Origin of the sequence: Actinosynnema mirum DSM 43827, assembly GCF_000023245.1 — a bacterium.
GTDB lineage: Bacteria > Actinomycetota > Actinomycetes > Mycobacteriales > Pseudonocardiaceae > Actinosynnema > Actinosynnema mirum.
In genome coordinates this window covers 7764620-7791591 of sequence record NC_013093.1, presented here as the reverse complement: position 1 = coordinate 7791591, position 26972 = coordinate 7764620, and the positions used below count along the sequence as shown (strand labels likewise).

Sequence of the window (26972 nt, the reverse complement as noted above, 5' to 3'; positions counted from 1 at the left end):
GCGCCCGGCGGGGGACAGCCGGACGCGAGCAGGGGGTTTGGGGGGTTGGGGGCCCGCCGGGTGGCAGCCCGGTGGGCCCCCACGTACTAACCTCATCCGCCGTGACGGTTTCCACGCTCGACTGGGGCACCACGTACCGCGTCACCGTGCTCGACCTCGGGCTCGCCTGCTGCGGCGTCGAGGTGATGGCCGCCCTGGAGGGCGGGCACGACCTGGACGCGCTCGGCGTGGACCCGGTCCGCTCTGCGGGGGAGGCCCACGTGCTGGTCGTGTCGGGCACGGTCACCGACGTCATGTTGCCCGCTGTGCTCGCCGCGTACCAGGAGATGCCGGAACCGCGTTACGTGCTGTCCGTCGGCGCGTGCAGCAACACCGGCGGCCCCTACTGGGACTCCTACAGCGTCACCAAGGGCATCGACCAGGCGCTGCCGGTCCACGTCGCCGTCCCCGGCTGCCCACCCCGTCCCGAGGCGCTCCTGGAGGGCCTCGCCGCGCTGCACCGGATGGTCTCCTGATGCCGCCCGCCACCGCCGCGCTCGCCGAGCGGGTGCCCGGCGCCCAGGTCAAGACCGCCTTCGGGCAGACCACCGCGCACGTCGCGCTCGCCGACTGGACCATCGCCGCCGCGCACGCCCGCGACGAACTGGGCTGCGCCTTCTTCGACTGGCTCGGCGTCGAGGACGCGGGCCGCCCCGGCGCCTCCGGCGGCGCGCACGCGGTGCTGCTGCACGTCGCGAACCCGGACACCCGCGAGGGCCTGGCGCTGCGCACCGAGGTCGGCGCGGACGAGGCGCTGCCCAGCGTCGCCGGGCTGTGGGCGGGCGCCGCCTGGCACGAGCGGGAGGCCGCCGAGATGTTCGGCATCCCGATCCTCGGCAGGCCCGACCCCGAGCGGCTGCTGCTGCCCGACTCGTTCGCCGGGCACCCGCTGCGCAAGGACTTCGTGCTCGTCTCCCGCGTGGTGCGCCCCTGGCCGGGCCGCCTCGAACCCGGCGAGGACGGCTCCTCGTCCCCCAGCCGCAGGCGCGCCGCGCCGCCCGGCGTGCCCGACCCGTCGTGGGGCCCGCGCCCCGAGCCGACCGAGGGCGAGGCCGACCGTGGCTGACCTGCCACCGCGCACCAGGGGCGTCATCGCGCTGCTGGAGGCCAACTGCACCGTGTGCATGATCTGCGCCCGCGAGTGCCCCGACTGGTGCATCCACATCGACTCGCACACCGAGGTCGAGCAGCAGCCCGGATCGGCGCGCCCGCGCGCCCGCAACGTGCTGGACCGGTTCGCCATCGACTACGGCCAGTGCCTCTACTGCGGCATCTGCGTCGAGGCGTGCCCGTTCGACGCGCTGCACTGGGCGCCCGACTTCTCCTACCCCGGCACCGGGACCCCGGACGGTTCCGGCGCGGTCGCCGAGCTGGTCCACGAGCGGGACGTGCTGGCCACCTGGGTCGACCGGGTGCCGCCACCGCCGCCGCTCGACCCGGCCGCCGAACCCGCCCCGGAGGCCGCCACCGGAAGGCCGGGACGGCCGGGCGCGCGGCCGGGCGCCGGACCCGGCGCACGACCCGTGGCACGACCGGGGGTGCGACCGGCGCAGGAACCGCCGCAGGGCCGGGGGCGTTGAGAGGGAGGACCTGAGGCACCCGGAGGCGAGCACCGTGCACAAGCACTTCAACGGGGTCAGAACGGCGGTCCTGCTCGGCGCGATGAGCGCCCTGATCGTCCTGATCAGCTCGTTCTTCGGCGAGACGGCGCTGCTCGTCGGCCTGGTGATCGCCGTCGGCGTCAACGCCCACGCCTACTTCAACTGCGACAAGCTCGCCCTGCGGGCCATGCGCGCCCGCCCGGTGTCCGAGGTCGAGCAGCCCGCGCTGCACCGCGTCGTCCGCGAGCTGGCCAAGGCGGCCCGGCAGCCGGTGCCCAGGCTCTACGTCAGCCCCACGGCCGCCCCGAACGCCTTCGCCACCGGCCGGAACCCGCGCAACGCCGCCGTGTGCTGCACCACCGGCATCCTGGAGCTGCTCGACGAGCGGGAGCTGCGGGCGGTGCTGGGGCACGAGCTGTCGCACGTGCGCAACCGCGACATCCTCGTGTCGTGCGTGGCGGGGGCGCTGGCGGGCGTGGTGAGCGCGCTGGCGAACCTGGCGCTCATCGCGGGCCTGTTCGGCGACGCGGACGACGAGCGGCCGAACCCGATCGCGCTGCTGGCGATCGCGGTGCTGGGGCCGGTCGCGGCGGGGATCGTGCGGATGGCGGTGAGCCGGTCCCGCGAGTACCAGGCTGACGCGTCGGCGGCCGAGCTGACCGGGGACCCGCTGGCGCTGGCGTCGGCGCTGCGCAAGCTGGAGGCGGGGGCGCTGGCCGCGCCGCTGGCGCCCGAGCCCGCCCTGGTGGCGCAGTCCCACCTGATGATCGCCAGCCCGTTCCGGCCGGGGGAGCACCTGGCGCGGCTGTTCGCCACGCACCCGCCGATCGCGGACCGCGTGCGCAGGCTGGAGGAGCTGGCGCGCGAGCGCTAGCCCCCCGTCCCGCCGCTGCCTTGCCCGGCCGCTACTTGTCCAGGCCCTCGGAGGCCACGGTCATCACGTACTGCCCGTACCCGGACTTGGCGAGCTTCTCGCCCTGCGCGTAGCACTGCTCCGCGCTGATGAAGCCCATCCGGTAGGCGATCTCCTCCAGGCAGGCGATCCGCACGCCCTGGCGGTGCTCCAGCACCTGCACGAACTGCCCGGCCTCCAGCAGCGAGTCGTGCGTGCCGGTGTCCAGCCAGGCGAAGCCGCGCCCGAGGTCCACCAGGTGCGCCCGGCCCTCGCGCAGGTAGGCCAGGTTCACGTCGGTGATCTCCAGCTCGCCGCGCGGCGACGGCTTGAGCGAGCGGGCGATGTCGACCACGCCGTTGTCGTAGAGGTACAGGCCGGTGATGGCCTTGTTCGACTTCGGCGCCGAGGGCTTCTCCTCGATGCTGAGCAGCTTGCCGGAGCTGTCGACCTCGCCGACGCCGTAGCGCTCGGGGTCCTTGACGGGGTAGCCGAACAGCACGCACCCGTCGAGGTTCGCGGCGTTGCCCTGGAGGACCTTGGAGAAGCCCTGGCCGTAGAAGATGTTGTCGCCCAGCACGAGCGAGACGTCGTCCTCGCCGATGAAGTCGGCCCCGATCACGAACGCCTCGGCGAGCCCGTTCGGGTGAGCCTGCTCGGCGTACTCCAGCCGGAGGCCGAACTGCGAGCCGTCGCCCAGCAGGCGGCGGAACAGCGGCAGGTCGGCGGGGGTCGAGATCAGCAGCACCTCGCGGATGCCCGCGAGCATCAGCACCGACAGCGGGTAGTACACCATCGGCTTGTCGTAGACGGGCAGCAGCTGCTTGGACACCGCCTGCGTGATCGGGTGCAGCCGGGTGCCGCTGCCACCGGCGAGGACGACGCCCTTCACCGGTAGTTGGTGAACTGGAGGGCGATCCCGAAGTCCGCGCCCTTGAGCAGCGCGATCACCTCCTGCAGGTGGTCCTTCTTCTTGCCGGACACCCGCAGCTGGTCGCCCTGGATCTGCGCCTGCACGCCCTTGGGAGCCTCGTCCCGGATGCGCTTGGCGATCTCCTTGGCCTTCTCGGAGGTGATGCCCTGCACGAGCGTGCCCGTGACCTTGAACACCTTGCCGGACACGGCGGGGTCGCCGATCTCGAAGGCCTTCATGGAGATGCCGCGCTTGATGAGCTTCTCCTGGAACACCTCGATCGCGGCCCGGCAGCGCTCCTCGGTCTCGGACTGGAAGGCGATCGCCTCCTCGCCCGCCCACGACACCTCGGTGCCGGTGCCGCGGAAGTCGAACCGGTTGCTCAACTCCTTGGCCGCCTGGTTGAGCGCGTTGTCGACCTCCTGGCGGTCGACCTTGCTCACCACGTCGAACGACGGGTCTGCCACGTGCCCGGTACCTCCGCGTCGGTGTGTCCTGGAACCGTGGCGAGCCTACCGGGGTATCCCGGTTGCAAGGGGGTGAACGGGGGTGTGTATTGTTCTCCACGCACCGCCGGTACGGGGTGCGGGGCGGGTTGCCCGAGCGGCCAATGGGAGCGGACTGTAAATCCGTCGCGAAAGCTACAGAGGTTCGAATCCTCTACCCGCCACAACACTCAAGACCCCCTGTTCGCAGTCACGCGAACAGGGGGTCTTGTTTTTTCACCCGTCGGAGGTGGGTTGTGCGGGCTTGGGCGTTGTCGGCCATGGGGGACGACCGCGACTTCAAGGGCAACGACGGTTATCCGGACGTTCCCGAGTCGTACTACGTCTTCGACTCCACCGTGCAGAACTCGAAGCTGGTCGGCGTCGGCGATCTGGTCGTGGTGCGGAACCGGGAGATCGCGCTGGGGACCGCGTGGGTCGAGGCGGTCGACGTGGAGCCTGACGTCCCGAAGGTGCGCTACCGCTGCCCCGAGTGCAAGCGGATCGCCACCAAGGAGCGCAAGTTCGAGAAACCCCGCTACCTGTGCCAGAGGTGCAGGCTGCTGTTCGACGAGCGCGAGTCGGAGACCATCACCGTCACCCGCTACACCGCCCGCTACGGCGCCACGTGGCGTGGGCTGGACGGGGCGCTGACCGTCAGGCAGTTGCGCGCGATCGCGGAGAACAAGTCGACCCAGCAGGCGATCAGCCCGCTCCGGGTGACGGCGCTCCAGGCGCTGCTCGAAGCCACGGCCGCGCCACTGCCGCCCGAGGTCCCCGCCGACGCACCTCGTGAGCTGCCCGCGGGACGTGGTGAGGCGCTGGTCAAGGTGCGCAAGGGGCAGCCCGCGTTCCGCAAGGCGCTGCTCCAGCGGGACGGGCTGAACTGCGCCATCACCGGGAAGTGCCCCGCCGAGGCGCTGCAGGCCGCGCACCTGCGGGCGTTCGCGGTGCACGAGAAGCACGACACGGCCGAGGGGCTGCTGCTGCGCGCCGACATCCACGTGCTGTTCGACCGCGGGCTGATGGCGGTGAACCCCACCACGCTGGAAGTGGTGATCATGCCCGCCCTGCGCGCCTACCCGGCTTACCGCGAGCTGGAAGGACTGGTGCTGGGCGTGCGCGAGGTGAGCCGTGAGGCGCTGCGCGCGCACTACAAGAAGACCGTCGGCGTCGACTGAGGTCGCCCCTGACACAACAGGGAGGGCGGGCGCGCAAGTGCTTCCTCTCACTTGCGTGCCCGCCCTGTATGAAGCATAACTCATCTCGAACACATGTTCGAGCCCTACGCGATCGCCGCCCGGCCCGCCTCGGTCAGCTCCGCGCCCGCGCGCTCGTCCAGGCGCACCGCCGCGAGTGCCCTGACCAGGCCGAGGTGCACCAGGTCGTGGATCGCGGCCCGGTCCGAGCACGGCAGACCGTCCACGTACAGATCCGGCTCCCCGCCGCCGGACAGCTCCGCCCTGCCCGCCGCGACCGCGCGCAGCATCGCCCGCACCCGGCCGGACAGCTCGATCGTCGTCTCGATCATGACGCCCCCCTCGCTCCTCGCTACCCCCGCACCAAGGAGAGCGCCGCGGGTCCTGGCGCGTACCGGATCCGGGGCGTTTCACCCGGCCGGTCGAGGTCGGTACCGGTCAAGTCGTCGCCCGGCCGGGGGATCGCGTCACTGTCTGCCGAACAGGGTGATCGGCTGCTCTGATCGGCCCAGCCGAAGTCCCGATGACCGGTCGGCGACGGGAACGGCACGTCGTCGTCTGTAACGGCGTTACGGGTTTCGCGGGGCGGGATGCTGTCCGGCATGACCGGAACCTGGATCGTCATCGCCGGGGTCGTGGTCGGCGTCGTCATCGGGCTGGCGCTGCGGCCCCCCGGCGCGCGGCGCGAGCCCGCGACCCGGCAGCCGCCGCCGCGCGAGCGGCTCGTCGCGCTGCTCGCCGCCGCCGACGAGCTGGAGCGCGGGCTCGACGCCGTGCTCGACTTCGGACCGCTCTCCGCCGGTGAGCTGGCCGCCGTCGACCTGCCCGCCAAGCTGGAGCACCTCGTCGCCCCGCGCGTCCTGACCTGCCCCACCGTCGCCGAGCTGCGCGCCTGCACCGAGCAGATCGCCCTGCACCCCTTCCCGGAGCAGCGCGAGCTCCTCGCCGCCGTGCGCGCCGACCAGCGCCCCGCCGCGATGTCCGCGACCTGGCTGGTGATGCGCGAGGCCGCGGGCAGCGCCGCCGCGCAGCACCACGCCGCCGTCGAGGCCCGCCGCTGCCTGGCCACCATCCGCGACCAGCTCACCCCCGAACTGCCCGGCCCGACCCCCGCGCTCGTCTGACCCGAAAACCCGGAAACCCGAGCAGGACCCCGAACCCCGAGCAGGACCCCGAACCCAGAGCAGGACCCCGAACACCGGCCACGACTAGAGCTGGCCACGACCAGCCCCAACCCGAACCGCCCCAGCCCCAACCGGCCCCGGTCCCCACCCCGCAGGCCACCACCACCGCGCCCGACCGCCAGGCCCGCCCGACCGCCAGGCCCGCCCCTCACCTCGCCGAGCAGGCCGCCGCTGCCGAGTCGTCCACAGCGGCCGGTACCCCCGCGAGCCCCAGAACGGCGTCGAGCGCGGGTTCGGCAGGCCAGCACCACCAGCGGCGCGAACCCGTGCGCCAGCAGCACGCGCGGCGCGTCCTCGGCGCGGCTGGGCACGGTCACCAGCGCCGCCGTCTCCGGATCGCCCCCGCCGGTCAGCGGCCACTCCCGCAGCCGCCGCCCCAGGTCGTCGCCGGGGCTCCGGGCCAGCACGTGCGAGCGCGGCGCCCGCCAGGTCGCGCCGAGCTCCTCCGGGGAGTGCTCCTGCAGCGAGTAGCGCCGGTCGACCGCCGCGCTCCAGGGCCGAGCGCCGCAAGCCCCGAAGCGGCCAAACGGGCCACCCATCCCCCGCCCAGTGTCAGAAGACCTGATCGTGTGAGTAGATCTGTCACTTCACGTGTCAACCCCCTCACCAACCTGCCATTTTATCGCCCAACCGGGGTACATTGAGGTATAGGAGGGGTCTCGGTGGGTGTTCGAGACCCCTCAGTCACGCCAGGACCCCGCAGGCAGGCCGATCCGGCCGACCCCGCGACCCGGCCGACGAGGAGGCTGGATGTCCGACCAGACCTCGGCCCCGACGTCGAACACGTCGCCCAGGTCGACCAACCGAGCGTTCACCGCCTTCGCGGTGCTGCTGCTCGTCGCGGGCGTCCTGTCCGCGTTCCTCGTGGGGGCGAACCTCCCCGACGACCCGTCCCGCCTCAGCCTCCTGTGGACCGGCCCGCTGCTCGTCGTCGGCTTCCTGCTGGCCGAGCAGCTCGCGATCAACGTCGACGTCCGCAGCGGCGTCGCCTGGACGATCTCCTTCACCGAGATCCCGCTCGTCCTCGGCCTGCTCGTCGCACCCTTCGAGGTCGTCCTCGCCGCCCACGTCGTCGCGGGCGTCGGCACCCTCCTCGGCAGGCGCGTGCTCGACCGCGCGGTCTACAACGCCGGCCTGATGTTCATGGAGATCTCGGTCGCCTTCGCCGTGGCCGACGCCGTCAACCGGTTCGTCGGCGACACCGGCCCCGCCTGGGCGGGCGCGTTCGTCGGCACCATCAGCGTCCCGCTGCTCGCCAGCGTCCTCGGCCTCACCGCCCTGCGCCTCATGCGCAAGGGGATGCGCCTGGCCCCCAGCGGCCGACTCGTCCTGCAGACCCTCGTCGTCGCGCTCCTCAACACCGCCGCGGGCCTGGTCGCCTACGAGGTCGCCGACCACGCCCAGTGGGGCGGCCTGCTGATCGTGCTGGCCTTCGCCGGCATCACCGCCATCTACCTCGCCTACTCCGGCCTGCTGCGCGAGCAGCGCGACCTGGAGGCGCTCAGCGAGGTCTCGCTCCGCGTCGCCCGCTCCGGCAGGCACGGCACCGGCCCGCGCGGCGGGGCCACCACCGCCGTCGACGCCGAGGACGGCAAGGCCGAGGCCGACGAGTGGCAGCACATCGCCGAGCGCATCCGCGAGCAGCTCAACGCCAACCGGGTCGTCCTGCGCCTGCGCACCGACCCGCAGGCCCCCATGCGCACCCTCGTCGCGGGCGAGCCGCTGCCGCAGGCCATGCGCCGCGACGACGCCCGCACGTCCCGCGAGGACGCGATGCTCCAGCTCCCCGGCACCCAGGTCCGCTACTTCCGGGTCGCCGACGCGGGCGAGGAGGCCACCGACGCCCTCGTCCGCCGCGACGCCCAGGAGGCGCTCGTCGTCCCGCTGCGCGGCGGGGCCACCCAGCTGCTCGGCGCCGTCGAGGTGCACGACCGGCTCAGCCGGTGGCGCGGCTTCGGCAAGGCCGACATCCAGCTCCTGCGCACCCTGGCCAACCACCTGTCCACCGCCGTGGACAACCGCAGGCTCCTCGCCAGGCTCCGCCACGACGCCTACCACGACCCGCTGACCGGCCTGCTCAACCGCACCGGCTTCCTGGAGGCCGCGGCCGAGCCCGTCCGCGAGTCCGGGGCCGCCGTCGTGCTCCGGGTCGACCTGGACGTGCTGTCCACCGTCCTGGACGCCCTCGGCCAGGCGTGGGGCGACCGCATGGTCGTCGCCGCGGGCCGCAGGCTCCGCGACGAGCTGGGCCCCGACGTCCCGCTGGCCAGGCTCGACGGCGGCGCGTTCGCGGCGCTCCTGGTCGACCGCAAGGCCGAGCGGGTCAAGGAGATCGCCGAGCGCCTGCGCGCCCGCCTGTCCGTGCCGTACCCCGTCGACCGGCTCACCGTCGAGGCGGGCGCCATCGTCGGCTGGGCGGACGTCGCCGAGGTCGAGGACGACGCCAAGGACGCGGACTCGCTGCTCCAGCGCGCCGACGTGGCGCTGCGGGCCACCAGTGAGAACGAGCCCATGCGCGCCTACGCGCCCAGCATGGGCCAGATCTTCCTGCGCCGCTTCCAGCTGGTCACCCAGTTCCGCTCCGCGCTGGAGAACGGCCAGATCTCGGTGCACTACCAGCCGAAGATCGCCCTGCCGAGCAGGCAGGTCATCGGCGCCGAGTCGCTCGTGCGGTGGAAGCACCCCGAGTTCGGCCGCGTCGACCCCGACGAGTTCATCCCCGCGGTGGAGGCGACCGGGCTCGTCGACGTGCTCACCGACTTCGTCATGGACAAGGGCCTGGAGCGGGTCCGCCGCTGGATGGACCGCGACCTGCGGATGTCCATCGCGGTGAACCTGTCCGTGCGCACCCTCGCCGACGAGGAGTTCCCCGACCGGGTGAAGGAAGCGCTCGACCGGCACCGGGTCCCGCCGGAGCTGCTCACGTTCGAGCTGACCGAGTCCGGCGTCATGGCCGACCCCGAGCGCGCCCTGCCCGTCCTGCGCAGGCTGCACACCATGGGCGTCGTGCTGGCGGTGGACGACTTCGGCACCGGCTACTCGTCGCTGGCCTACCTGCGGCAGCTCCCGGTGGACGAGGTGAAGATCGACAAGAGCTTCGTGCTCGGCATGGGCACCGACCTCGGCGACATGGCCGTCGTCCGCTCGATCGTCGAGCTGGGCCACTCGCTCGGCCTCACCGTCGTCGCCGAGGGCGTCGAGGACGACGCCGCGCGCGACCAGCTGGTCGGGATGGGCTGCGACGTCGCCCAGGGCTACCTGATCTCCCGACCGCTCTCCGAGGAGCGCTTCGAAGCGTGGTTGCGAGCGCGAACCGTGCAGGTCAGGGGAGCGCGGGATGAGACGGTGCTCACTCTGGTGCACTGAAGCCGCCCCCCGATTTCACTTCGGACGGGATCTTGTGTAGAGTTCTCCTCAGCTCAGAGAGCGAAGCAAGATCGCACGAAGAGCGGCAAGCCCCTTTAGCTCAGTCGGCAGAGCGTCTCCATGGTAAGGAGAAGGTCTACGGTTCGATTCCGTAAAGGGGCTCCACGACTCGGCCGCGGTGCATGAGCATCGCGGCCCGTGTTGTGTAAAGCGGTGTAGCTCAGTTGGTAGAGCAAGCGGCTCATAATCGCTGTGTCGCCGGTTCAAGTCCGGCCACCGCTACGCGAATGGGTGAACTGTGCCTGCGGAGAGCGCAGGCTGGTTCGCTCCGCATCACACCGGGGGTTCGGCCCCCGGACCCCGCCCAGGAGGGCTTTGCCCCCTGGACCCCCTTTCGGGGGTCCGGTAGGTGGCGATCGTTTCCCTTATGGGTTGGTTTGGGTCAGGACATTAATTGTTCTGGCCCTTGTGGTGTGTTTTCTCCTTTGCAGAGAAGGTTTCTCTGTGGACCCGCTGGAGTGGTAAGCCCGCTTCGGGTTTCGGGATCGTGTGCTCTGAGAAAGGCGAGGACCGTGGCTGCTACCGACGTTCGGCCGAAGATCACGCTTGCGTGTGAAGAGTGCAAGCACCGCAACTACATCACCAGGAAGAACCGGCGCAACGACCCGGACCGCCTGGAGATCAAGAAGTTCTGCCCGAACTGCAAGACGCACAAGGCGCACAAGGAAACCCGCTGAGGTTTTCCCTTCGCGACGCGAGGCCCGTCCCGGTTCGTTCCGGGGCGGGCCTCGTCGCGTAATCTGCGTCTCGTGCCACTCGACGCTTCGTTCATCGGACGGTCTTACCCGCCTACGCCGCCCTACGAGGTCGGGCGGGAGAAGATCCGGGAGTTCGCCGACGCGGTCGGGGCCACGAGCGTGGTGCACCGGGACGCGGACGCCGCGCGCGCGGCCGGGCACCCCGACGTCATCGCGCCCCCCACGTTCGCGATCCTGGTCTCGATGAGCGCCAACTCGCAGCTCGTCGAGGACCCCGAGCTGGGGCTCGACTACAGCCGCGTCGTGCACGGCGACCAGACGTTCAGCCACCACCGGCCCATCGCCGCCGGGGACGTGCTCAGCGTGGCGCTGACCGTCGACAACATCACCTCGCGCATGGGCAACGACATGCTCTCGCTGCGCGCGGAGATCACCGACCAGCACGGCGCCGCCGTCACCACCGCCAAGTCCACGCTCGTCGTCAGGGGGGAATCGTGATCACCGCGGCCGAGGTGAGCGTCGGCGACGAGCTGCCGCCCATCACCCTGCGCATCACCCGCGCCCACCTCGTCGCGTACGCGGGCGCCTCCCTGGACTTCAACCCCATCCACTGGAACCAGCGGTTCGCCGAGGGCGTCGGGCTGCCCGGCGTCATCGCCCACGGGATGCTCACCATGGGCATGGCCTGCCGCATCGTCACCGAGTGGGCGGGCGACCCGGCCGCCGTGGTCGAGTACGGCACCCGGTTCGGCAGGCCCGTGCCGGTGCCCGACGACGACGAGGGCGCCGTGGTCGAGGTCACCGCGAAGGTCACCAAGGTCCTGGAGGACGGGACCTTCAAGGTGAACATCAACGCCAGCCACGACGGCAAGTCCGTCCTCGGCGGGGCCTCCGCCCGCGTCCGCCTCCCGTAGCGGCCCGGCGCGGCACTGAGGGGCACTGAGGGGCCGCGCAGAGGGCCGCAGAGGGCCGCCGAGGGGCTAGAAACCGCCGCAGAACGCGCTGGAGCCGGGACCCGAGGCGGACGCCGAGCGGCGCTCGACGCCGTCCACGCTCACCTGGCAGCCCACCTCGCCGCCCTGCTCGCCGATCGTCACGGTGAGCACGCCGCGCGCGCCGCCCGGCGCCGTCACCTCGCGGCGCCAGGGCAGCGAGGACAGCTCCTCCTGGCCGGTGGACACGCCGCCGTCGTCGAACGTCGAGTAGACGACGGTGGCGTGCCCCGCCACGCCCGTCACCTCGTAGACCACGGTCGCCGACCTCGGACCGGACGGGCCGTTCACCAGCACCGCGCCCACCAGCGCGCCGAGCAGCAGCAGCGACGCGGCGGACACCACCAGCCACCGCCGCGACCGCTCCACCTCCCGCGCGGAACCCATGCCCAGCCCTCCGTCGATGCGGACGTCCCGCAGAGGGCATCGGGAGCGGTGCGGACCCGTTAGCGGTCTACCCCCGAACGTGTGACCCCTGACTGCGCCCCCGGACGAGGTCAGAAGTTCGAGCAGGAGGCGATCGCGAACTCGCCGGAGGCCGTCGCGGTCTTCTTCTCCTGGCCGTCCACGAACACCTTGCAGGTCACCGCGCCGCCGCCCGCACCGGTGCTGACCATCAGCGAGCTGCCGCTGAACAGGCCCCTGGTCCGCACCTCCTTCTTCCACGGCAGGGTCGTGATGTCCTCGTTCACGTCCTCGCTCGTGCCGTCGCCGTAGGAGGAGTAGTTCACCGAGGCGGACGGGGCGTCGCCGGTCACCTCGTAGACCACGGTGACCTCCTTCTCGGCCTGCTCGTTCGCGTTCCCGACGGCCGCGCCGAAGCCCACGAGCCAGAGGACGCAGACGACCAGGCCCAGCGCGGACAGCACGGTGCCGCTGATGGCCAGGCCCTTGCTGTTGGCCGGGTTCCTGGTGAGCTTGGAGACGGCGACCAGGCCGAGGACCAGGCCGACGATGACCAGCGGCCACGCGATGACGCCGATGAACGGGATGAAGCTCAGCAGCAGGCCCACGACGCCCAGGACGAGGCTGCCGGTCGCGAGACCGTTCTGCGCGGGCTGCTGGTGGCCCTGCGGCGCGTGCTGGGCGTACTGCTGGGGGTACGACATTCGGGACTCCCGTTGTGCGGTGGCTCGGCGAGCCGGACGACGGGTTAGTCGGGGTGCCGGGGAATTCGTTAACGATCTTTCCGGTGGTAGGGCACTTCGGCCCTGCGGAAAGGGGCGTCCGGCCGGGGGGTGTCGCGGAACGCCGCCTTTTTCACCCTTTCGAGGGGGATTTTCGGGGGTCGGAAACGCCGAAGGCGGCCCCTGTCGGGACCGCCTTCGGGATGGGGGTTCGGTGAGCTACTTCACCTCGGCGAGCAGCTTCGCCACGCGGTCGAGACCGGTCTTGAGGTCCTCGTCGCCGAGCGCGTAGGACAGGCGCAGGTAGCCGGGGGTGCCGAACGCCTCGCCGGGGACCACGGCGACCTCGGCGTGCTCCAGGATCAGCGCGGCCAGCGTCACCGAGTCGGTGATCTCCTGGCCCCGCAGCTCCTTGCCGATCAGCGCCCTCACCGACGGGTAGACGTAGAACGCGCCGGTCGGGTTGGGGCAGTCCACGCCGGGGATCGCGGACAGCAGCTCCACGATCAGGCGACGCCTGCGGTCGAACGCGACGCGCATCGCGTGCGCGGCGTCCAGCGAGCCGGACACGGCCTCCAGCGCGGCGCGCTGTGCGACGTTCGACACGTTCGAGGACAGGTGCGACTGGAGGTTCGCGGCGGCCTTGACCACGTCGGCCGGGCCGATCAGCCAGCCGACCCGCCAGCCGGTCATCGCGTACGTCTTGGCCACGCCGTTGAGCACGATCGTGCGGTCGGCCATCTCCGGGACGGCCACCGGCAGCGAGACCGCCTCGGCGCCGTCGTAGACCAGGTGCTCGTAGATCTCGTCGCTGATCACCCACAGGCCGTTGGCGTGCGCCCAGCGGCCGATCTCGGTGATCGCCTCGCGGCTGTAGACCGAGCCGGTCGGGTTGGACGGCGAGCACAGCAGCAGCACCTTCGTGCGCGGCGTGCGGGCCGCCTCCAGCTGCTCGACGGTCACCAGGTAGTCGGTGGTCTCGTCCGCCGTGACCTGCACCGGGACGCCGCCCGCGAGGGTGATCGCCTCGGGGTAGGTGGTCCAGTACGGCGCGGGCAGCAGCACCTCGTCGCCGGGGTCGACGATGGTCGCGAACGCCTGGTAGACGGCCTGCTTGCCGCCGTTGGTGATCAGCACCTGGCTCGCGGCCACCTCGTAGCCGGAGTCGCGCTTGGTCTTCGCGGCGACGGCCTCACGCAGCTCGGGCAGGCCCGCGGCCGGGGTGTAGCGGTGGTTGCGCGGGTCGGCGCACGCGGCCTGGGCGGCGGCCACGACCGCCTCCGGCGTCGGGAAGTCGGGCTCGCCCGCCCCGAACCCGATCACCGGTCGCCCCGCCGCCTTGAGCGCCTTCGCCTTCGCGTCGACCGCCAGCGTGGCGGACTCGGCGATGCCCCCGATCCGCCGGGAGATCCGGGGGAGCGCGGGGGCGGTGGGCGCGGGGGTCGTCTCAGGCTCAGCCATGGCGCCAATCGTGGCAGACGCGCCCCCGATACCCGCGTCCGCACCCCCGCTGACCGGGCAAGTTGGAAGATCGGCGGGGGTGTGCAGTATGCTTCCGGTCTTGGAACGCCCCATCGCACCTCACGGAGCTTCGTGAGGGGGGTGCAAGGCGTCTCCCGCCAGGGGTCCGCGAGGACCCAAAGGGGTGTAGCTCAACTGGCAGAGCAGCGGTCTCCAAAACCGCAGGTTGCAGGTTCAAGTCCTGTCGCCCCTGCGTCGAAACGCGATGGTGAGCGGAGGACGGCATGAGCGAGGGCCGCGAGCAGGGCCAGCCGGAAAAGCGCGACGACGCGTCCCGGCCGGTCACCGCCGCCGCGCGCCGCGAGCGCCGTGGCACCGCGCGTCCGGCGTCCCGAAAGGACGCCGGGCGCTCCGCGGAGCCGAAGTCCGACAAGGTGGACTCCACCTCGGACTCCGCGAAGAAGGGCAAGCCGACCCGCACCCGCGAGGGCAAAGAGAAGCGCCCGAACATCTTCGCGCGCTTCTTCCGCTACATCCGCGAGGTGGTCGGCGAGCTCCGGAAGGTGATCTGGCCGACCCGCAAGCAGATGGTCACCTACACCTCGGTCGTGCTGGTCTTCGTGGCCTTCATGACGGCGCTGGTCTTCGGTCTGGACATCGCCTTCGCCGAGGGCGTGTTCTGGCTGTTCGGCTGACGCCGGCTCGCCCGGTCCGCCCCGCAGACGTCGCGGGGCTGTGACAGGCTGGGCACGTGATGCACGAAAGGAAGCGAGACCAACAGTGACCTCCGAGAACGGCGCGAGCGCCCAGGAGCTGACCGACCTGACCGACGAGCGCGACCCCGGCACCGGGGAGGAGCGCGTCGAGGTCGAGGCTGAGGCGTCGTCGGAGGACACCACCGAGGTCTCCACCGAGGACACCGCTGACGGTGATGTCGACGTCGTCGAGCTCGACAGCACCCCGATCGACGCCGAGCCCGCCGACCCCGCCGCCGAGATGCGCGAGGCCCTGCGCCGCGCGCCCGGCGACTGGTACGTCGTGCACTCATACGCCGGCTACGAGAACAAGGTCAAGACCAACCTCGAGACGCGCATCCAGACGCTCGACATGGAGGACTACATCTTCCAGGTCGAGGTGCCGACCGAGGAAGTCACCGAGATCAAGAACGGCCAGCGCAAGCAGGTGCAGCGCAAGGTGCTGCCCGGCTACATCCTGGTCCGCATGGAGCTGAACGACGGTTCCTGGAGCGCGGTGCGCAACACGCCCGGTGTCACCGGGTTCGTGGGCGCGACCTCCAAGCCGTCGCCGCTGACCGTCGACGAGGTGCTGAAGTTCCTGCTCCCCCAGGGCAAGCAGGAGCCCGCCGCGGGCAAGAAGGCCGCGACCACCCCGGTCAAGTCGACCGTCGAGGTGGACTTCGAGGTGGGCGAGTCGGTCACCGTCATGGACGGTCCCTTCGCGACGCTGCCCGCCACCATCAGCGAGGTCAACGCGGACGGCCAGAAGCTCAAGGTCCTCGTGTCGATCTTCGGTCGCGAGACGCCGGTCGAGCTGTCGTTCAGCCAGGTCTCCAAGATCTGATCCGCCTCCCTCCCCCCGGTCTGAGCCGGGGGGACCCCAGGGGGAGCGGGCAGCCACGCTGCGGCTGGCAGGGCCGCGCGCGGACACCGCAATAGAGGAAGCACTGAGATGCCACCCAAGAAGAAGAAGCTCGCAGCGGTCATCAAGCTGCAGATCAAGGCCGGCGCCGCGAACCCGGCCCCGCCGGTCGGCCCCGCGCTGGGCCAGCACGGCGTCAACATCATGGAGTTCTGCAAGCAGTACAACGCGGCCACCGAGTCGCAGCGCGGAACCGTGGTGCCGGTCGAGATCTCGGTCTACGAGGACCGGTCGTTCGACTTCAAGCTCAAGACCCCGCCCGCCGCGAAGCTGATCCTCAAGGCCGCCGGCGTGGAGAAGGGCTCGGGCGAGCCGCACCGCCTCAAGGTCGCCAAGGTGACCATGGAGCAGGTGCGCGAGATCGCGCAGACCAAGATGGTCGACCTGAACGCGAACGACGTCGACCAGGCCGCGAAGATCATCGCTGGTACCGCCCGCTCCATGGGCATCACGGTCGAGGGCTGACCCTCCTCCGCGCCCCGTTCGCGGGGCACCCCGACAGCGTGGGAGGGCCCAGCGCGGCCCGGACCACTACTGATCCACTCAGAAGGACAGAAGCATGAAGCGCAGCAAGGCGTACAAGAACGCCGCCGAGCTGGTGGACCGGGAGCGGCTGTACTCGCCGCTGGAGGCCGCCAAGCTCGCCAAGGAGACCTCCAAGGTGAAGCTGGACGCGACCGTCGAGGTCGCCATCCGGCTGGGCGTCGACCCCCGCAAGGCCGACCAGATGGTCCGCGGCACCGTGAACCTGCCGCACGGTACGGGCAAGACCGCCCGCGTGATCGTCTTCGCCACGGGTGACAAGGCCGCCGAGGCCGAGGCCGCCGGTGCGGACGCGGTCGGCACCGACGAGCTGATCGCCCGCATCCAGGGCGGCTGGCTGGACTTCGACGCCGCGATCGCGACGCCGGACCAGATGGCCAAGGTCGGCCGCATCGCCCGCATCCTCGGCCCGCGTGGCCTGATGCCGAACCCGAAGACCGGCACCGTGACCCCCGAGGTCAGCAAGGCCGTGACGGACATCAAGGGCGGTAAGATCAACTTCCGCGTCGACAAGCAGGCGAACCTGCACCTCGTCATCGGCAAGGTGTCGTTCGACCCGGAGAAGCTGGTCGAGAACTACGCCGCCGCGCTGGACGAGATCCTGCGTGCCAAGCCCTCCGCCGCGAAGGGCCGGTACGTCAAGAAGGTGACCGTCTCGACGACGATGGGCCCCGGCATCCCCGTGGACCCGAACCGCACGCGCAACCTGCTCTCGGACGAGGCCGCCGTCTGACGGTCCCGCACCTGAGCTCACGCCGAACCCCCGGTCAGCAGACCGGGGGTTCGGCGTTTTTCCAGGTCTCCCGCGGCGCTACGGCTGGGCGCAGGTCTCCTGCTCGTAGGCCGAGATCATCCACTTCTCGTTGCTCTGCCGGGTCACGGTGAACTTCCCCAGCCTCGGTCCGCCGGACACGACGGCCTCGCAGGAGCTGACCACCACGACGTCGGTCGTCGGCGTCTTGTACAGCTCGCTGGAGAACGAGACGCCGCTGTAGTTCGTCACGTGCGTGACCTGCGGCTTGAGCGCGGCGAACGCCTCCTCGCAGGTGCCCGCGCCGAAGGCCGAGGCGAACCCGTCCCTGGCGGCGTCCTCGCTGAACAGCACCTTGCACGCCCGGACCCGGCCGGAGCCCACGTCGCCGTACAGCTTCGCGATCGTCTTCACCGGCGTGTCCGGCGCCATCTCCACGGCCTCGCCGGTCGGCCCGCCCGCGGTCTGCGCGCGGTCGCCGGGCTGCTCACCGCCGAAGTACTGGTCGTAGAAGTACTGGAGCACCAGCAGCAGCACGCCCAGGGTGACCAGCCTGCGCACCAGCCTGCTGGCCAGCACGTGCTGCCACCACGGCTTGCCCTTGTGCACGGCGGGCGCGGGCGGCGGGTACGGCTGCTGGTGCGGCACGGGGTAGCCGGGGGCGGGGTGACCGGGTGGCGGGTGGCCGGGCGCCTGGCCCGGCTGCGGGCCGCCTGCCGGGAAGCCGCCGGGCGGGAACCGCGGGGGCGCCTGCTGCGGCTGCGGCGCGCCCTCGGCGAGCCGGGGGTCGGTCACCGGGCCCTGGTCGACCGCGCTGCCCTCGACCACCTGCGGCAGGTTCCCGGAGTCCGCGCCGCCGGGCGGGAGCGCGTCCTGCTGCCGCTGCGCCTCCTGGAAGCGCTCGAACTCCTGGAACCGCTGGAACTCCTGGAACCGGCGGAGCTGCTCAGGGTCGAGGTCAGGTGGGCGCTGCTCGTCCGTCACGCCCGTCATCATCCCGGATTTGGTCCAGCGGGGAAGCGTCGGTTACGCTTGCCGAGTTCCACCCAAGACCGCTGGTCTCATCGCGCCCTCTCGGGCGTGAGGACGAAGGTCCCGCTGGTACAGCGGGCGACCCGCGCAGGAGGACGAGGTATGGCCTGATCGCGGCTCGCCGTGATCCGTCCGCCCTTGTGCTGCCGCGCAGGGGCGTTTTTTTGTGCCCAGAACGCGGACCTCTCGGCTGATCGGCGTCACCAAGCCCAGAGAGGAGGCGATCATGGCGAAGCCCAGCAAGGTTTCGGCCGTCGCCGAGCTGTCGGACAAGTTCCGCGGTAGCTCGGCCGCTGTCGTCACCGAGTACCGTGGCCTCTCCATGGCGCAGCTCACCACGCTGCGTCGCGCTCTCGGCGCGGGCACCACTTACACCGTTGCGAAGAACACGCTGGTCAAGCGTGCCGCGGAGGACGCGGGCGTCGAGGGCCTCGAGGCCCTGCTCGTCGGCCCGACCGCGATCGCGTTCGTCGAGGGCGAGCCGGTCGACGCGGCGAAGGCCCTGCGCGACTTCGCGAAGGACAACAAGGCCCTGGTCATCAAGGGCGGCTACATGGATGGCCGCCCCCTCTCGGTTGACGAGGTCACCGCTATCGCGGACCTCGAGAGCCGTGAGGTGCTGCTCGCCAAGCTGGCGGGCGCGATGAAGGGCAACCTGGCCAAGGCCGCGGGTCTGTTCAACGCCCCCGCCTCCCAGGTCGCTCGCCTGGCCGCCGCTCTGGTGGAGAAGAAGCAGGCCGACGCGCCTGCCGACGCTCCTGCCGAGCCCGCCGAGAGCTGATCACACCAAACAGACTCCGCGTCCGGCCGCAGTTCGGGCGTTGAACAGAAAGGACCGCCATCATGGCGAAGCTCAGCACCGACGAGCTGCTCGACGCGTTCAAGGAGATGACCCTCCTGGAGCTGTCGGCCTTCGTGAAGCAGTTCGAGGAGACCTTCGAGGTCACCGCCGCTGCTCCGGTCGCCGTCGCCGCCGGCCCGGCCGCCGCTGCCGCCGTCGAGGTCGACGAGAAGGACGAGTTCACCGTCGTCCTCGAGTCGGCTGGCGACAAGAAGATCCAGGTCATCAAGGTCGTCCGCGAGGTCGTCTCGGGCCTGGGCCTGAAGGAGGCCAAGGAGCTGGTCGAGGCCGCTCCGAAGCCGATCCTGGAGAGCGTGGCGAAGGACGTCGCCGACGCCGCCAAGGAGAAGCTCGAGGCCGCCGGCGCCAAGATCTCGCTCAAGTGATCTGACGCTTCAGCGCTTCAAGGGCGGGTCCCCCATTCGGGGGGCCCGCCCTTTTTTGTTGCCCTTCCGTTACTGACGTTCCCCCGACCGAGGAGTAACCCCTTAGAGAGCGCCTCGTTGCACTGTGAAGACGATCACGTGATGGGTGTCACGGCGGCGCGGCTGACGGCGGCGGCGACGGGGAGGTGGGATGGGCGTCGAAGTGGTGGTCGACGGCCTCACGAAGTCCTTCGGCGGGCAGAACATCTGGCGGGACGTGACGCTGACCGTGCCCGCGGGCGAGGTCAGCGTGATGCTCGGACCGTCCGGGACCGGCAAATCCGTGTTCCTCAAGTCGCTGGTCGGGCTGCTCAAGCCCGAGCGCGGCAGCATCACGGTCAACGGCACCGACCTGGTCCGCTGCTCCGAGCGGGAGCTGTACGAGATCCGCAAGCTGTTCGGCGTGCTGTTCCAGGACGGCGCCCTGTTCGGCTCGATGACCCTCTTCGACAACGTGGCGTTCCCGCTGCGCGAGCACACCCGCGAGTCCGAGACCGGGATCCGGCGGATCGTGCTGGAGAAGATGGAGATGGTCGGCCTCGTCGGGGCCGAGCGGAAGCTGCCCGGCGAGATCTCCGGCGGGATGCGCAAGCGGGCCGGGCTGGCGCGGGCGCTCGTGCTCGACCCGGAGATCATCCTGTGCGACGAGCCGGACTCCGGGCTCGACCCGGTGCGCACCGCCTACCTGAGCCAGCTGCTCATCGACCTGAACGCGCAGATCGACGCGACCATCCTGATCGTCACCCACAACATCACCGTCGCCCGCACCGTCCCGGACAACTTGGGGATGCTCTTCCGCCGGGAGCTGGTCGTGTTCGGACCCAGAGAGGTCCTGCTGACCAGCGAGGAACCGGTGGTGGAGCAGTTCCTCAACGGCCGCCGCAACGGGCCCATCGGCATGTCCGAGGAGAAGGACCAGGCCACCATCGCCGCCGAGCTCGCCCACCGCGCGGCCGGGCACGCGGACGGCTCGCCGGACGAGGACGTGCGCGGCGTCGTGCCGCAGCTCGAACCCACGCCGGGACTGCCGCCGAGGCGGGCGGTGCGCAGGCGCAAGGACCGGGTCATGGACGTCCTGCACACCCTGCCGCCGCGCGCCCGGCAGGGCATCGTGGCCAGCCTGACCCCGCAGGAGCGGCAGCGCTACGCCGCGCTCGCGGGACCGGCGAACCCGCCGACGCGGGTGGACGAGCGCCCCGCCGGAGCACCGGTTCCCCGCACCGGACCGGGAGACCTCGCGTGAGCACCCCGGCGTTACCCGGAGCCGGTCTGCTGCGCGAGACCGGCAGGCTGTTCGCGCTCGCGGGCCAGGTGGTCGCGGCGTCCTTCCGGCGACCGTTCCAGGTGCGCGAGTTCGTGCAGCAGTGCTGGTTCCTGGTCAGCGTCACGGTGCTGCCGACCGCGCTGGTGTCCATCCCGTTCGGCGCGGTCATCGCCCTCCAGCTGGGCTCGCTGACCAGGCAGATCGGCGCCCAGTCGTTCACCGGCGCGGCCAGCGTGCTGGCGATCATCCAGCAGGCCAGCCCGATCGTGACCGCGCTGCTCATCGCGGGCGCGGGCGGCAGCGCCATCTGCGCGGACCTCGGCTCCCGCACGATCCGCGAGGAGATCGACGCCATGGAGGTGCTCGGCGTCTCGCCGGTGCACCGGCTGGTGGTGCCCAGGGTGCTGGCCGCGATGGTGGTCGCGGTGCTGCTCAACGGCATGGTCAGCGTCGTCGGCGTCATGGGCGGCTACTTCTTCAACGTCGTCCTGCAGGACGGCACGCCCGGCGCGTACCTGGCCAGCTTCTCGGCGCTCGCGCAGCTGTCCGACCTGTGGATCGGCGAGCTCAAGGCGCTGGTGTTCGGGTTCATCGCGGGCATCGTCGCCGCCTACCGGGGCCTGAACCCGGCGGGCGGCCCCAAGGGCGTCGGCGACGCGGTCAACCAGGCCGTGGTCGTCACGTTCCTGCTGCTGTTCTTCGCCAACTTCGTCCTCACCACGATCTACCTCCAGGTCGTGCCCGCGAAGGGGAGCTGACGTGGCCACGACCGGCGAGCGGGCGCGACGCGCGGCGAGCGCCCCGCTGCGGGGGCTGGACTCCCTCGGCGACCAGCTGTGGTTCTACCTGCGCGCGCTCGCCTGGGCGCCCCGCGCGATCACCCGCTACCACCGCGAGGTGCTGCGGCTGCTCGCCGAGGTCAGCTTCGGCAGCGGCGCGCTGGCCGTCATCGGCGGCACGATCGGCGTCATGGTGGGCCTGTCCGTGTTCACCGGCACGGTCGTGGGCCTGCAGGGGTTCACCGCGCTCGACCAGATCGGCACCTCGGCGTTCGCCGGGTTCGTCTCGGCCTACTTCAACACCCGCGAGATCGCGCCGCTGGTCGCGGGACTCGCGCTGTCGGCGACGGTCGGGTCCGGGTTCACCGCGCAGCTCGGCGCGATGCGGATCTCCGAGGAGATCGACGCGCTGGAGGTCATGGGCGTGCCGAGCCTGCCGTACCTGGTGACCACCCGGATCGTGGCCGGGTTCGCGGCGATCGTGCCGCTGTACGTGATCGGCCTGCTCACCTCGTACCTGGCCGCGCGGACCGTCACCGTGCACTTCTACGGCCAGTCGGCGGGCACCTACGACCACTACTTCACGCTGTTCCTGCCACCCGAGGACGTGCTCTGGTCGTTCGGCAAGGTCCTGGTGTTCGCGGTGGTGATCATCCTGACGCACTGCTACTACGGGTACCGGGCGTCCGGCGGACCGGCGGGCGTGGGCGTCGCGGTCGGGCGGGCGGTGCGCACCGCGATCGTCACCACGAGCCTGCTGGACTTCTTCCTCAGCCTGGCCATCTGGGGCACCACCACGACGGTGCGGATCGCCGGATGAGCCGCGACCGCCTCCTCGGGGTGGCCGTGCTCGTCGTGGTCGCGCCGTACCGGGGCGCGACCACCACCACGACCACCGTGCTGCTGCGCGCCGACCGGGTCGGGAACCAGCTCGCGGTGGACTCGGACGTGAAGGTCCCGGGGCTGGTGGTGGGTTGGGTCAGCGCGGAGCTGCCCGAGCTGCGGCGGGGCATCACCGCGCTGGCCGACACGACCATCGAGAGCGCCGACCTCGGACCGAGCACCGGCTGCACCGCCCGGTTCACCGACGCGACCGGCCTCGCCGAGGGCGACGACGTGCGCGTCGCGGGCGTGAGGGTCGGCAGGGTGGACGGGGTGCGGGTGGTGGATCAGCGCGGTCGGGGGCGCAGCTCCGCCGAGGTCGCGTTCTCGCTCACCGGGGAGCGCTCGCTGCCCGCGTCCACCACCGCCGCGATCGAGTACCGCGACCTCGTCGGCAGGCGCTACCTCGCGCTGGAGCAGGGCGCGGGCCCGGTCGGGGAGGCGCTGCCGCCCGGCGGCGGCATCCCGCTGGAGCGCACCCGGCCCGCGCTCGCCCTGACCGCGCTGTTCACCGGCTTCAAGCCGCTGTTCCAGGAGCTCTCCCCGGAGGAGGTGAACCGGCTGTCCACCCGGATCGCGCAGGTGCTCCAGGGCGAGGGCGGCACGGTGGACGCGCTGCTGCGGCACACCGCCTCCCTCACCTCCACCCTCGCCTCCCGCGACCGGGTCGTCGGCGAGGCCATCTCCGCGCTCGGCGACCTGGCGTCCACCACCGCGGGCTTCCTGGACGAGGCCCGGCCGCCGCTCAGGACCGACATCGCGAACCTCGGCCTGGTCGCCGCCACCCTCGGCAACGGGCGCTGGTTCGACACCTACCTGTGCGGGCTGCTGCCGCCGTCGGTGGACCTCGGGCTGGTCGGGTTCACCGAGGAGGGCTGCCTGCCGCCGGGAGTCCAGCGCACGCCGATGGGAGGGGGCTGACGTGGCCACGACCAGGGCGCGGGCGCGGCTGGTCCGGTGGGGCGCGCTCGCCTGCGTGCTCGCGGTCGTGGGCGCCACCGCGCTGCGGTGGGCGTTCAGCGGGGTGGAGAACCGCAGGGTGAGCGCGCTGTTCGCCTCCGCCGTGGGGCTCTACCCCGGCTCGGACGTGCGGGTGCTCGGGGTGCGGGTCGGGACGGTGGTCGCCGTCGAGCCGAGGGGGCGCGTGGTGCGGGTGGCCGTGGAGCTGGACCGGCGGGTGCCGGTACCCGCCGACGCGCGGGCCGTCGTGGTCGCGCCGAGCGTGGTCGGCGACCGGTACGTGCAGCTCGCGCCCGCGCACACCGGGGGCCGGTGATGGAGCGGCTCGCGACCGCGCTCGGGCCGGACGGGGCCAACCGGGACGGCGCGCTCGCCGACCTGCTGGACAGCTCCGCCGACGTGCTCGACGGCAACGGGCTCGCGCTCGGCGACGTCACCGGGCTGCTCGCCGACGAGCGCGACGAGCTGGGCGGGGTGCTGGACGTGGCGCCGCTGGCCGCCGGGAACCTGCTCAACACCTACAACGGGACCTCCGGGACGCTCGACACCAGGGCGGACGTCAACGAGCTGAACCAGCCGCCGATCGTGCTGGTGTGCAAGCTGCTCCAGTCCGTGGAGCCGGGACGGGTGCCGGGGCCGCTGTCGTCGGCGTGCCGGGAGCTGGAACCGCTGCTCAGCGGGGCACTGCCGCTGCCCGGTGGCGCGGACCTGGGCGACCGGCCGTTCCGGGTCGTCGCGCCGCCCGCCGACGCCGTGGCGAGCCTGCGGCAGTCCGCGCTGCTCGGCGAGAAGTTCGTGGAACTGGCCGCGTCCGGGAGCGGGGCGGCCGAGCGGCTCGGCGACGGCGCGGTCAACCGGTTCGGCGGCGCGCTCGCCGTCCGGCGCGACCAGGTCGCGGGCGCGCTCGACGGCCTCGAACCCGGCCTGCGGGTGCTCGCCGACCAGCGCACCCGGCTGGTCGCCCTGCTCACCTCGCTGGACCCGCTCGCCGACGTCGCCGCGGACACCGTGGGCCGCAACCGCGCCGACCTGCGGGCGCTGCTGGACGGCGCCCGGTCGTCCACCGCAGCCGCGACCGAGCACCTGCCGCGGACCACCGCGCTGATCCGGGACGGCGCGGTCGTGCTCGACACCCAGGCCCGGCTCGGCGGTCAGGTCCGGGGGATCAGCGCGGAACTGCGCGCCCTGGCCGAGCGGCTCAAGTCCTCGGACGGGGACCTGCGGCGGCTGATCGCGGTCGCGCCTGGGGCGGCCGAGCAGGTGGCGGGGCTGCCGGCGGAGAGCGGGACGGCGGTCGGCGCGCTGCTGGCGAACCTGCTGACCACCGCGGACGTCGTGGTGACCAGGCTCGACGGGATCGAGCAGCTCGCGGTGACCTACCCGCTGGCGATCGCGGGCGCGCGCACCGTCGCGCCGGGCGACGGGCGGGCGCGGTTCGGGCTGGCGCTGAACGTCCTCGACCCGCTGCCCTGCGCGGTCGGCTACGAGGGCACCAGGATCCGGCAGGGCGCGGACACGGCGACCGCGCCGCCGCTGAACGGCGGGGCGCGCTGCGCGCTGGCGCGGGGGAGCGCGACGGGGGTGCGGGGGGCGCAGAACGCGCCGCACCCCGGCGTGCCGAGCACGCCGGGCGGGGGAGAGGCGGAGCAGCCGGGGCGGGAGCCTGCGGCGCCGGAGGACGGGGCGCCGCTGCTGATCGGGTTGGGCCAGTTGCTCGGGCTGCCGGGCTGAGGGAGGGGACGTGGCGGGAGCGCGCGAGTCGGACCTGCGGGAGTCGGACCTGGGGGAGTCGGAGGAGCACCGCCCTCCGGAGGCGGGGAGCGGAGAGGCGGCGGAGGGCGGGACGCGGGACGCGGACGGGGCAGGCCCCGAGGCGCGGGACGCGGACGCGCCGGGTGCCGCTGCGGACCGGGACTCGGCCACGCCCGCCGAGGAGGCGGCGGACGCCGAGCCGGACCCCGCAGGTGGGGATTCGCCAGGCAGGGGCTCGCCGGGTGGGGACGGACCGGGCGGCGACTCGCCGACCGAGGACCAGTCGGCCGAGGGCGCGCCAGCCGAGGACGCGCCGGTCGGGGACTCGCCTGACGGTGATGCCCCGGTCGCGGCTTGGCGGTCCGGGGGCGCGCGGGGGTGGGGGCGGGTGCTCCCGGTGGCGGTGGTGCTCGTGGTGCTGTCCGCCGGGTACGCGCTGTGGGCCGGGATGACCTGGTGGAGCGCGTCCACCGGGGACTCGGTGGCCTACGCGCGGGAGCGCGACGAGGTGCTCAGGGTCGGCCAGGTCGGGGTCGTCAACTTCACCACGCTCGACTTCCGGAAGGTCGACGAGGACCTGGACCGCTGGCTGGACAGCTCGACCGGCGACCTGCGCCGCGAGGTCGAGGAGGGCAGGCAGACCCGCCGCGAGCAGATCGAGGCCGCGAAGACCGTCACCACCAGCCGCGTCCTGGACGCCGCCGTGACCGAGCTCGACGCCCGAGCCGGGACCGCGGCGCTGATCGCCGTGGTGGAGACCACCGTCGCCCCGGAGGGCGGCCAACCGGTGAAGAAGATCAACCGCTACCGCACCGCCCTGACCAGGACCGACGCCGGCTGGAAGCTGGCGGCCCTCGGCCCGGTCGCGGCAGGCGGCGCGTGAGAGGAGCCCCGCGAATGCCACCCCAGCGCCGCCGCCCCGTCCCCAGCCCGCCCAGGACCAGGCCCCGAGTGGCCGGCCTGCGCAGGCCAGGCCCGCCCGCACCCTCGGAACCCCCACCCACCCCGACCACCGAACACCCGACCCCACCGGAGGGCACGACCACGCCGCCGGACGCGGCCACGACCCCGTCCGCGGCCAGCCCGACCGCGCCGACCGCGCGCGACGAGCGCCCGGAGGCGACCGCTCCGGAGGACGCCCAGGAGGCCGCTCCGGAGGCCGTCGCACCCGTCGCACCCGCCTCGGTGACCGCACCCGCGCCCTCCCCGGCGTCCCCACCCGCCGAACCGGCCTCTGAGCGCCCCGTGGAGCCGCCGGCCGACGCCTCCCGGGACGATCACGCTCCCGAGTTGATCAAGAACGGTGTGGAGCCGCTCAGGCCCGGTTCCGTCGCCCCCTCGCCGACCGGGGGTGACGCGTCGATCGCGGATGGTGGCGAACCGCCGTCCCCGCCGCGCCCGCGCGCCAAGCGCAAGCGCGGGCACCAGGTCCTGTCGACCGACCCCACCCCCGAGCCCTCCACCCCACCCCGCCGCCCCTGGCTCCTCCCCGCCGCCCTCGTCCTCCTCTCCGCCCTCCTCCTCGCCCTCGGAGCCTGGTTCCAGACCGCCGCCTCCCGAGTCGCCTACGACCGCGCCCTCGTCGACGCCGCCGGGACCGCCGAGGTCGGCGGGCAGGTGCGGGACGCCGTCGAGCGGGCCTTCTCCTACGACTTCGCCGACGTCGGCGCCACCGAGCGCGCCGCGGGCGAGGTGCTGGCCGGCCGGGCCAAGTGCCAGTACGACGCGATCTTCGGCCAGGTCCGCGCCCTCGCCCCCGAGCAGAAGCTCGTGGTCACCGTGAAGGCCGTGACCAGCGGCGTCACCTCGCTCGACGGCGACCGCGCCACCGTCCTGCTCTTCCTCGACCAGGTCACCACCCGCACCACCGACAACCGCAGCGGCGGCGGCGTCGCGATGATGCGGGTCGGGGCGCGCAAGGAGGGGGGCCGCTGGCTGGTCGACGGCATGGACCTGTTCGGCCAGGACGCGACCCAGGCCGCCGAGCTGGCCAGGTGTGCGAACGCAGGGTGAACAAGGCTGAAAACGAGTGATTCGGGTCACGTATTCGCCGCCACCGCCCCACGG

31 protein-coding genes and 4 tRNA genes are annotated in these 26972 nt (G+C 72.3%); 28 read left to right on the top strand and 7 right to left on the bottom strand.

Annotated features, from left to right (window positions below; translation table 11 throughout):
- The first annotated feature begins 101 nt into the window (after positions 1-101).
- From AMIR_RS32990 to htpX, 4 genes are read left to right on the top strand one after another with little or no spacing between them, the layout of a single operon-like run.
- Positions 102-515: an NADH-quinone oxidoreductase subunit B gene (locus AMIR_RS32990; RefSeq protein ID WP_015805333.1), complete on the top strand. Its 414-nt coding sequence runs from the start codon at positions 102-104 to the stop codon at positions 513-515.
- On the top strand, positions 515-1105 hold the full coding sequence (locus tag AMIR_RS32985) for an NADH-quinone oxidoreductase subunit C (protein ID WP_015805332.1): 591 nt from the start codon (positions 515-517) through the stop codon (positions 1103-1105). The genes AMIR_RS32990 and AMIR_RS32985 overlap by 1 nt, the downstream gene beginning before the upstream one ends.
- Complete coding sequence (locus AMIR_RS32980; protein ID WP_015805331.1) at positions 1098-1619, top strand: 4Fe-4S binding protein; 522 nt, start codon at positions 1098-1100, stop codon at positions 1617-1619. The genes AMIR_RS32985 and AMIR_RS32980 overlap by 8 nt, the downstream gene beginning before the upstream one ends.
- Positions 1620-1653: 34 nt before the next feature.
- Entirely contained in the window at positions 1654-2514 is an 861-nt protein-coding gene (gene htpX, locus AMIR_RS32975; RefSeq protein WP_015805330.1) for a zinc metalloprotease HtpX, read from the top strand.
- 31 nt (positions 2515-2545) lie between these two features.
- On the opposite strand, the gene rfbA is transcribed toward htpX, so the two are convergent.
- Entirely contained in the window at positions 2546-3424 is an 879-nt protein-coding gene (rfbA, locus tag AMIR_RS32970; protein WP_015805329.1) for a glucose-1-phosphate thymidylyltransferase RfbA, read from the bottom strand.
- Complete coding sequence (locus AMIR_RS32965) at positions 3421-3912, bottom strand: YajQ family cyclic di-GMP-binding protein (RefSeq protein ID WP_015805328.1); 492 nt, start codon at positions 3910-3912, stop codon at positions 3421-3423. The genes rfbA and AMIR_RS32965 overlap by 4 nt, the downstream gene beginning before the upstream one ends.
- Positions 3913-4034: 122 nt before the next feature.
- On the opposite strand from AMIR_RS32965, the gene AMIR_RS32960 reads away from it, so the two are divergent.
- Together AMIR_RS32960 and AMIR_RS32955 are read left to right on the top strand one after the other, a co-directional pair.
- Positions 4035-4115: transfer RNA gene (locus AMIR_RS32960), tRNA-Tyr, on the top strand.
- 72 nt (positions 4116-4187) lie between these two features.
- A complete protein-coding gene (locus AMIR_RS32955; RefSeq protein WP_015805327.1) occupies positions 4188-5111 on the top strand; it encodes an HNH endonuclease in 924 nt (307 codons plus the stop codon).
- A gap of 104 nt (positions 5112-5215) precedes the next feature.
- Here the strand turns inward: AMIR_RS32955 and AMIR_RS32950 are convergent, their stop codons facing one another.
- Positions 5216-5461 (bottom strand): hypothetical protein, encoded by a 246-nt coding sequence (locus AMIR_RS32950; RefSeq protein ID WP_015805326.1) that lies wholly within the window; start codon positions 5459-5461, stop codon positions 5216-5218.
- A gap of 270 nt (positions 5462-5731) precedes the next feature.
- On the opposite strand from AMIR_RS32950, the gene AMIR_RS38545 reads away from it, so the two are divergent.
- The 7 genes from AMIR_RS38545 to AMIR_RS32920 all read left to right on the top strand — a co-directional run bounded on the left by AMIR_RS38545 (position 5732) and on the right by AMIR_RS32920 (position 11351).
- Positions 5732-6253 carry a hypothetical protein gene (locus tag AMIR_RS38545; protein WP_015805325.1) on the top strand — a complete coding sequence of 174 codons (522 nt, stop codon included), beginning with the start codon at positions 5732-5734 and terminating at the stop codon, positions 6251-6253.
- An 810-nt stretch (positions 6254-7063) separates the two neighbouring features.
- Positions 7064-9679, top strand: coding sequence for a bifunctional diguanylate cyclase/phosphodiesterase (locus tag AMIR_RS32940; RefSeq protein WP_015805324.1), 2616 nt, complete (start codon positions 7064-7066; stop codon positions 9677-9679).
- A gap of 89 nt (positions 9680-9768) precedes the next feature.
- Positions 9769-9844 (top strand) — tRNA-Thr (locus tag AMIR_RS32935).
- A gap of 44 nt (positions 9845-9888) precedes the next feature.
- Positions 9889-9961: transfer RNA gene (locus AMIR_RS32930), tRNA-Met, on the top strand.
- A 290-nt stretch (positions 9962-10251) separates the two neighbouring features.
- Positions 10252-10416 (top strand): 50S ribosomal protein L33, encoded by a 165-nt coding sequence (gene rpmG / locus AMIR_RS40810; protein ID WP_015805323.1) that lies wholly within the window; start codon positions 10252-10254, stop codon positions 10414-10416.
- A gap of 72 nt (positions 10417-10488) precedes the next feature.
- A complete protein-coding gene (locus AMIR_RS32925) occupies positions 10489-10935 on the top strand; it encodes an FAS1-like dehydratase domain-containing protein (protein WP_015805322.1) in 447 nt (148 codons plus the stop codon).
- Positions 10932-11351 (top strand): MaoC family dehydratase, encoded by a 420-nt coding sequence (locus AMIR_RS32920; RefSeq protein WP_015805321.1) that lies wholly within the window; start codon positions 10932-10934, stop codon positions 11349-11351. The genes AMIR_RS32925 and AMIR_RS32920 overlap by 4 nt, the downstream gene beginning before the upstream one ends.
- A 66-nt stretch (positions 11352-11417) precedes the next feature.
- Here the strand turns inward: AMIR_RS32920 and AMIR_RS32915 are convergent, their stop codons facing one another.
- The 3 genes from AMIR_RS32915 to AMIR_RS32905 form a co-directional block, all read right to left on the bottom strand.
- The gene (locus AMIR_RS32915) at positions 11418-11816 is read right to left on the bottom strand and encodes a hypothetical protein (RefSeq protein ID WP_015805320.1); all 399 of its coding nucleotides are present in this window, start codon (positions 11814-11816) and stop codon (positions 11418-11420) included.
- Between the two features lie 110 nt (positions 11817-11926).
- Entirely contained in the window at positions 11927-12538 is a 612-nt protein-coding gene (locus AMIR_RS32910) for a DUF4190 domain-containing protein (RefSeq protein ID WP_015805319.1), read from the bottom strand.
- Between the two features lie 237 nt (positions 12539-12775).
- Positions 12776-14017, bottom strand: a complete 1242-nt coding sequence (locus AMIR_RS32905) for a pyridoxal phosphate-dependent aminotransferase (RefSeq protein ID WP_015805318.1) — start codon at positions 14015-14017, stop codon at positions 12776-12778.
- Between the two features lie 180 nt (positions 14018-14197).
- Between AMIR_RS32905 and AMIR_RS32900 the strand changes: the two genes are divergently transcribed.
- The 5 genes from AMIR_RS32900 to rplA all read left to right on the top strand — a co-directional run bounded on the left by AMIR_RS32900 (position 14198) and on the right by rplA (position 16952).
- Positions 14198-14270: transfer RNA gene (locus AMIR_RS32900), tRNA-Trp, on the top strand.
- A 31-nt stretch (positions 14271-14301) separates the two neighbouring features.
- Complete coding sequence (gene secE / locus AMIR_RS32895) at positions 14302-14712, top strand: preprotein translocase subunit SecE (RefSeq protein ID WP_015805317.1); 411 nt, start codon at positions 14302-14304, stop codon at positions 14710-14712.
- Between the two features lie 85 nt (positions 14713-14797).
- Positions 14798-15598, top strand: coding sequence for a transcription termination/antitermination protein NusG (gene nusG, locus AMIR_RS32890; RefSeq protein ID WP_015805316.1), 801 nt, complete (start codon positions 14798-14800; stop codon positions 15596-15598).
- Positions 15599-15706: 108 nt separating this feature from the next.
- Entirely contained in the window at positions 15707-16141 is a 435-nt protein-coding gene (gene rplK / locus AMIR_RS32885; RefSeq protein ID WP_015805315.1) for a 50S ribosomal protein L11, read from the top strand.
- A gap of 94 nt (positions 16142-16235) precedes the next feature.
- A complete protein-coding gene (gene rplA, locus AMIR_RS32880; protein WP_015805314.1) occupies positions 16236-16952 on the top strand; it encodes a 50S ribosomal protein L1 in 717 nt (238 codons plus the stop codon).
- 78 nt (positions 16953-17030) lie between these two features.
- Here rplA and AMIR_RS32875 read toward each other — a convergent pair whose 3' ends face one another.
- Positions 17031-17954 carry a hypothetical protein gene (locus AMIR_RS32875; RefSeq protein WP_143760994.1) on the bottom strand — a complete coding sequence of 308 codons (924 nt, stop codon included), beginning with the start codon at positions 17952-17954 and terminating at the stop codon, positions 17031-17033.
- A 274-nt stretch (positions 17955-18228) separates the two neighbouring features.
- On the opposite strand from AMIR_RS32875, the gene rplJ reads away from it, so the two are divergent.
- The 10 genes from rplJ (at position 18229) to AMIR_RS36475 (ending at position 26918) form a co-directional block, all read left to right on the top strand.
- A complete protein-coding gene (gene rplJ, locus AMIR_RS32870; protein ID WP_015805312.1) occupies positions 18229-18783 on the top strand; it encodes a 50S ribosomal protein L10 in 555 nt (184 codons plus the stop codon).
- Between the two features lie 62 nt (positions 18784-18845).
- Entirely contained in the window at positions 18846-19229 is a 384-nt protein-coding gene (gene rplL / locus AMIR_RS32865) for a 50S ribosomal protein L7/L12 (protein WP_015805311.1), read from the top strand.
- Positions 19230-19419: 190 nt separating this feature from the next.
- Positions 19420-20511: an ABC transporter ATP-binding protein gene (locus AMIR_RS32860; RefSeq protein ID WP_015805310.1), complete on the top strand. Its 1092-nt coding sequence runs from the start codon at positions 19420-19422 to the stop codon at positions 20509-20511.
- Complete coding sequence (locus tag AMIR_RS32855) at positions 20508-21290, top strand: MlaE family ABC transporter permease (protein ID WP_015805309.1); 783 nt, start codon at positions 20508-20510, stop codon at positions 21288-21290. The genes AMIR_RS32860 and AMIR_RS32855 overlap by 4 nt, the downstream gene beginning before the upstream one ends.
- A gap of 1 nt (position 21291) precedes the next feature.
- Positions 21292-22131 carry an MlaE family ABC transporter permease gene (locus AMIR_RS32850; protein WP_015805308.1) on the top strand — a complete coding sequence of 280 codons (840 nt, stop codon included), beginning with the start codon at positions 21292-21294 and terminating at the stop codon, positions 22129-22131.
- Positions 22128-23114: an MCE family protein gene (locus tag AMIR_RS32845; RefSeq protein WP_015805307.1), complete on the top strand. Its 987-nt coding sequence runs from the start codon at positions 22128-22130 to the stop codon at positions 23112-23114. Before AMIR_RS32850 ends, AMIR_RS32845 begins: the two co-directional genes overlap by 4 nt.
- A gap of 1 nt (position 23115) precedes the next feature.
- A complete protein-coding gene (locus AMIR_RS42505; RefSeq protein WP_015805306.1) occupies positions 23116-23469 on the top strand; it encodes an MlaD family protein in 354 nt (117 codons plus the stop codon).
- The gene (locus AMIR_RS42500) at positions 23469-24884 is read left to right on the top strand and encodes an Mce/MlaD family protein (protein WP_015805305.1); all 1416 of its coding nucleotides are present in this window, start codon (positions 23469-23471) and stop codon (positions 24882-24884) included. The genes AMIR_RS42505 and AMIR_RS42500 overlap by 1 nt, the downstream gene beginning before the upstream one ends.
- Positions 24885-24894: 10 nt before the next feature.
- Positions 24895-25788 carry a hypothetical protein gene (locus AMIR_RS42495; RefSeq protein WP_015805304.1) on the top strand — a complete coding sequence of 298 codons (894 nt, stop codon included), beginning with the start codon at positions 24895-24897 and terminating at the stop codon, positions 25786-25788.
- A 407-nt stretch (positions 25789-26195) separates the two neighbouring features.
- Positions 26196-26918, top strand: a complete 723-nt coding sequence (locus AMIR_RS36475; RefSeq protein ID WP_143760992.1) for a hypothetical protein — start codon at positions 26196-26198, stop codon at positions 26916-26918.
- Positions 26919-26972: the final 54 nt, after the last annotated feature.

What these genes read in the sequence shown, in the direction of transcription:
- rplJ (WP_015805312.1), top strand. Translation starts at nt 18,229, where the DNA reads ATGGCGAAGCCCAGCAAGGTTTCGGCCGTCGCCGAGCTGTCGGACAAG.
- AMIR_RS32845 (WP_015805307.1), top strand. Translation starts at nt 22,128, where the DNA reads ATGAGCCGCGACCGCCTCCTCGGGGTGGCCGTGCTCGTCGTGGTCGCG.
- AMIR_RS32860 (WP_015805310.1), top strand. Translation starts at nt 19,420, where the DNA reads ATGGGCGTCGAAGTGGTGGTCGACGGCCTCACGAAGTCCTTCGGCGGG.
- secE (WP_015805317.1), top strand. Translation starts at nt 14,302, where the DNA reads ATGAGCGAGGGCCGCGAGCAGGGCCAGCCGGAAAAGCGCGACGACGCG.
- rplA (WP_015805314.1), top strand. Translation starts at nt 16,236, where the DNA reads ATGAAGCGCAGCAAGGCGTACAAGAACGCCGCCGAGCTGGTGGACCGG.
- AMIR_RS32905 (WP_015805318.1), bottom strand. Translation starts at nt 14,017, where the DNA reads ATGGCTGAGCCTGAGACGACCCCCGCGCCCACCGCCCCCGCGCTCCCC.
- AMIR_RS32910 (WP_015805319.1), bottom strand. Translation starts at nt 12,538, where the DNA reads ATGTCGTACCCCCAGCAGTACGCCCAGCACGCGCCGCAGGGCCACCAG.
- rplK (WP_015805315.1), top strand. Translation starts at nt 15,707, where the DNA reads ATGCCACCCAAGAAGAAGAAGCTCGCAGCGGTCATCAAGCTGCAGATC.
- AMIR_RS32985 (WP_015805332.1), top strand. Translation starts at nt 515, where the DNA reads ATGCCGCCCGCCACCGCCGCGCTCGCCGAGCGGGTGCCCGGCGCCCAG.
- AMIR_RS32950 (WP_015805326.1), bottom strand. Translation starts at nt 5,461, where the DNA reads ATGATCGAGACGACGATCGAGCTGTCCGGCCGGGTGCGGGCGATGCTG.
- rplL (WP_015805311.1), top strand. Translation starts at nt 18,846, where the DNA reads ATGGCGAAGCTCAGCACCGACGAGCTGCTCGACGCGTTCAAGGAGATG.
- AMIR_RS42500 (WP_015805305.1), top strand. Translation starts at nt 23,469, where the DNA reads ATGGAGCGGCTCGCGACCGCGCTCGGGCCGGACGGGGCCAACCGGGAC.
- AMIR_RS38545 (WP_015805325.1), top strand. Translation starts at nt 5,732, where the DNA reads ATGACCGGAACCTGGATCGTCATCGCCGGGGTCGTGGTCGGCGTCGTC.
- AMIR_RS32915 (WP_015805320.1), bottom strand. Translation starts at nt 11,816, where the DNA reads ATGGGTTCCGCGCGGGAGGTGGAGCGGTCGCGGCGGTGGCTGGTGGTG.
- AMIR_RS32940 (WP_015805324.1), top strand. Translation starts at nt 7,064, where the DNA reads ATGTCCGACCAGACCTCGGCCCCGACGTCGAACACGTCGCCCAGGTCG.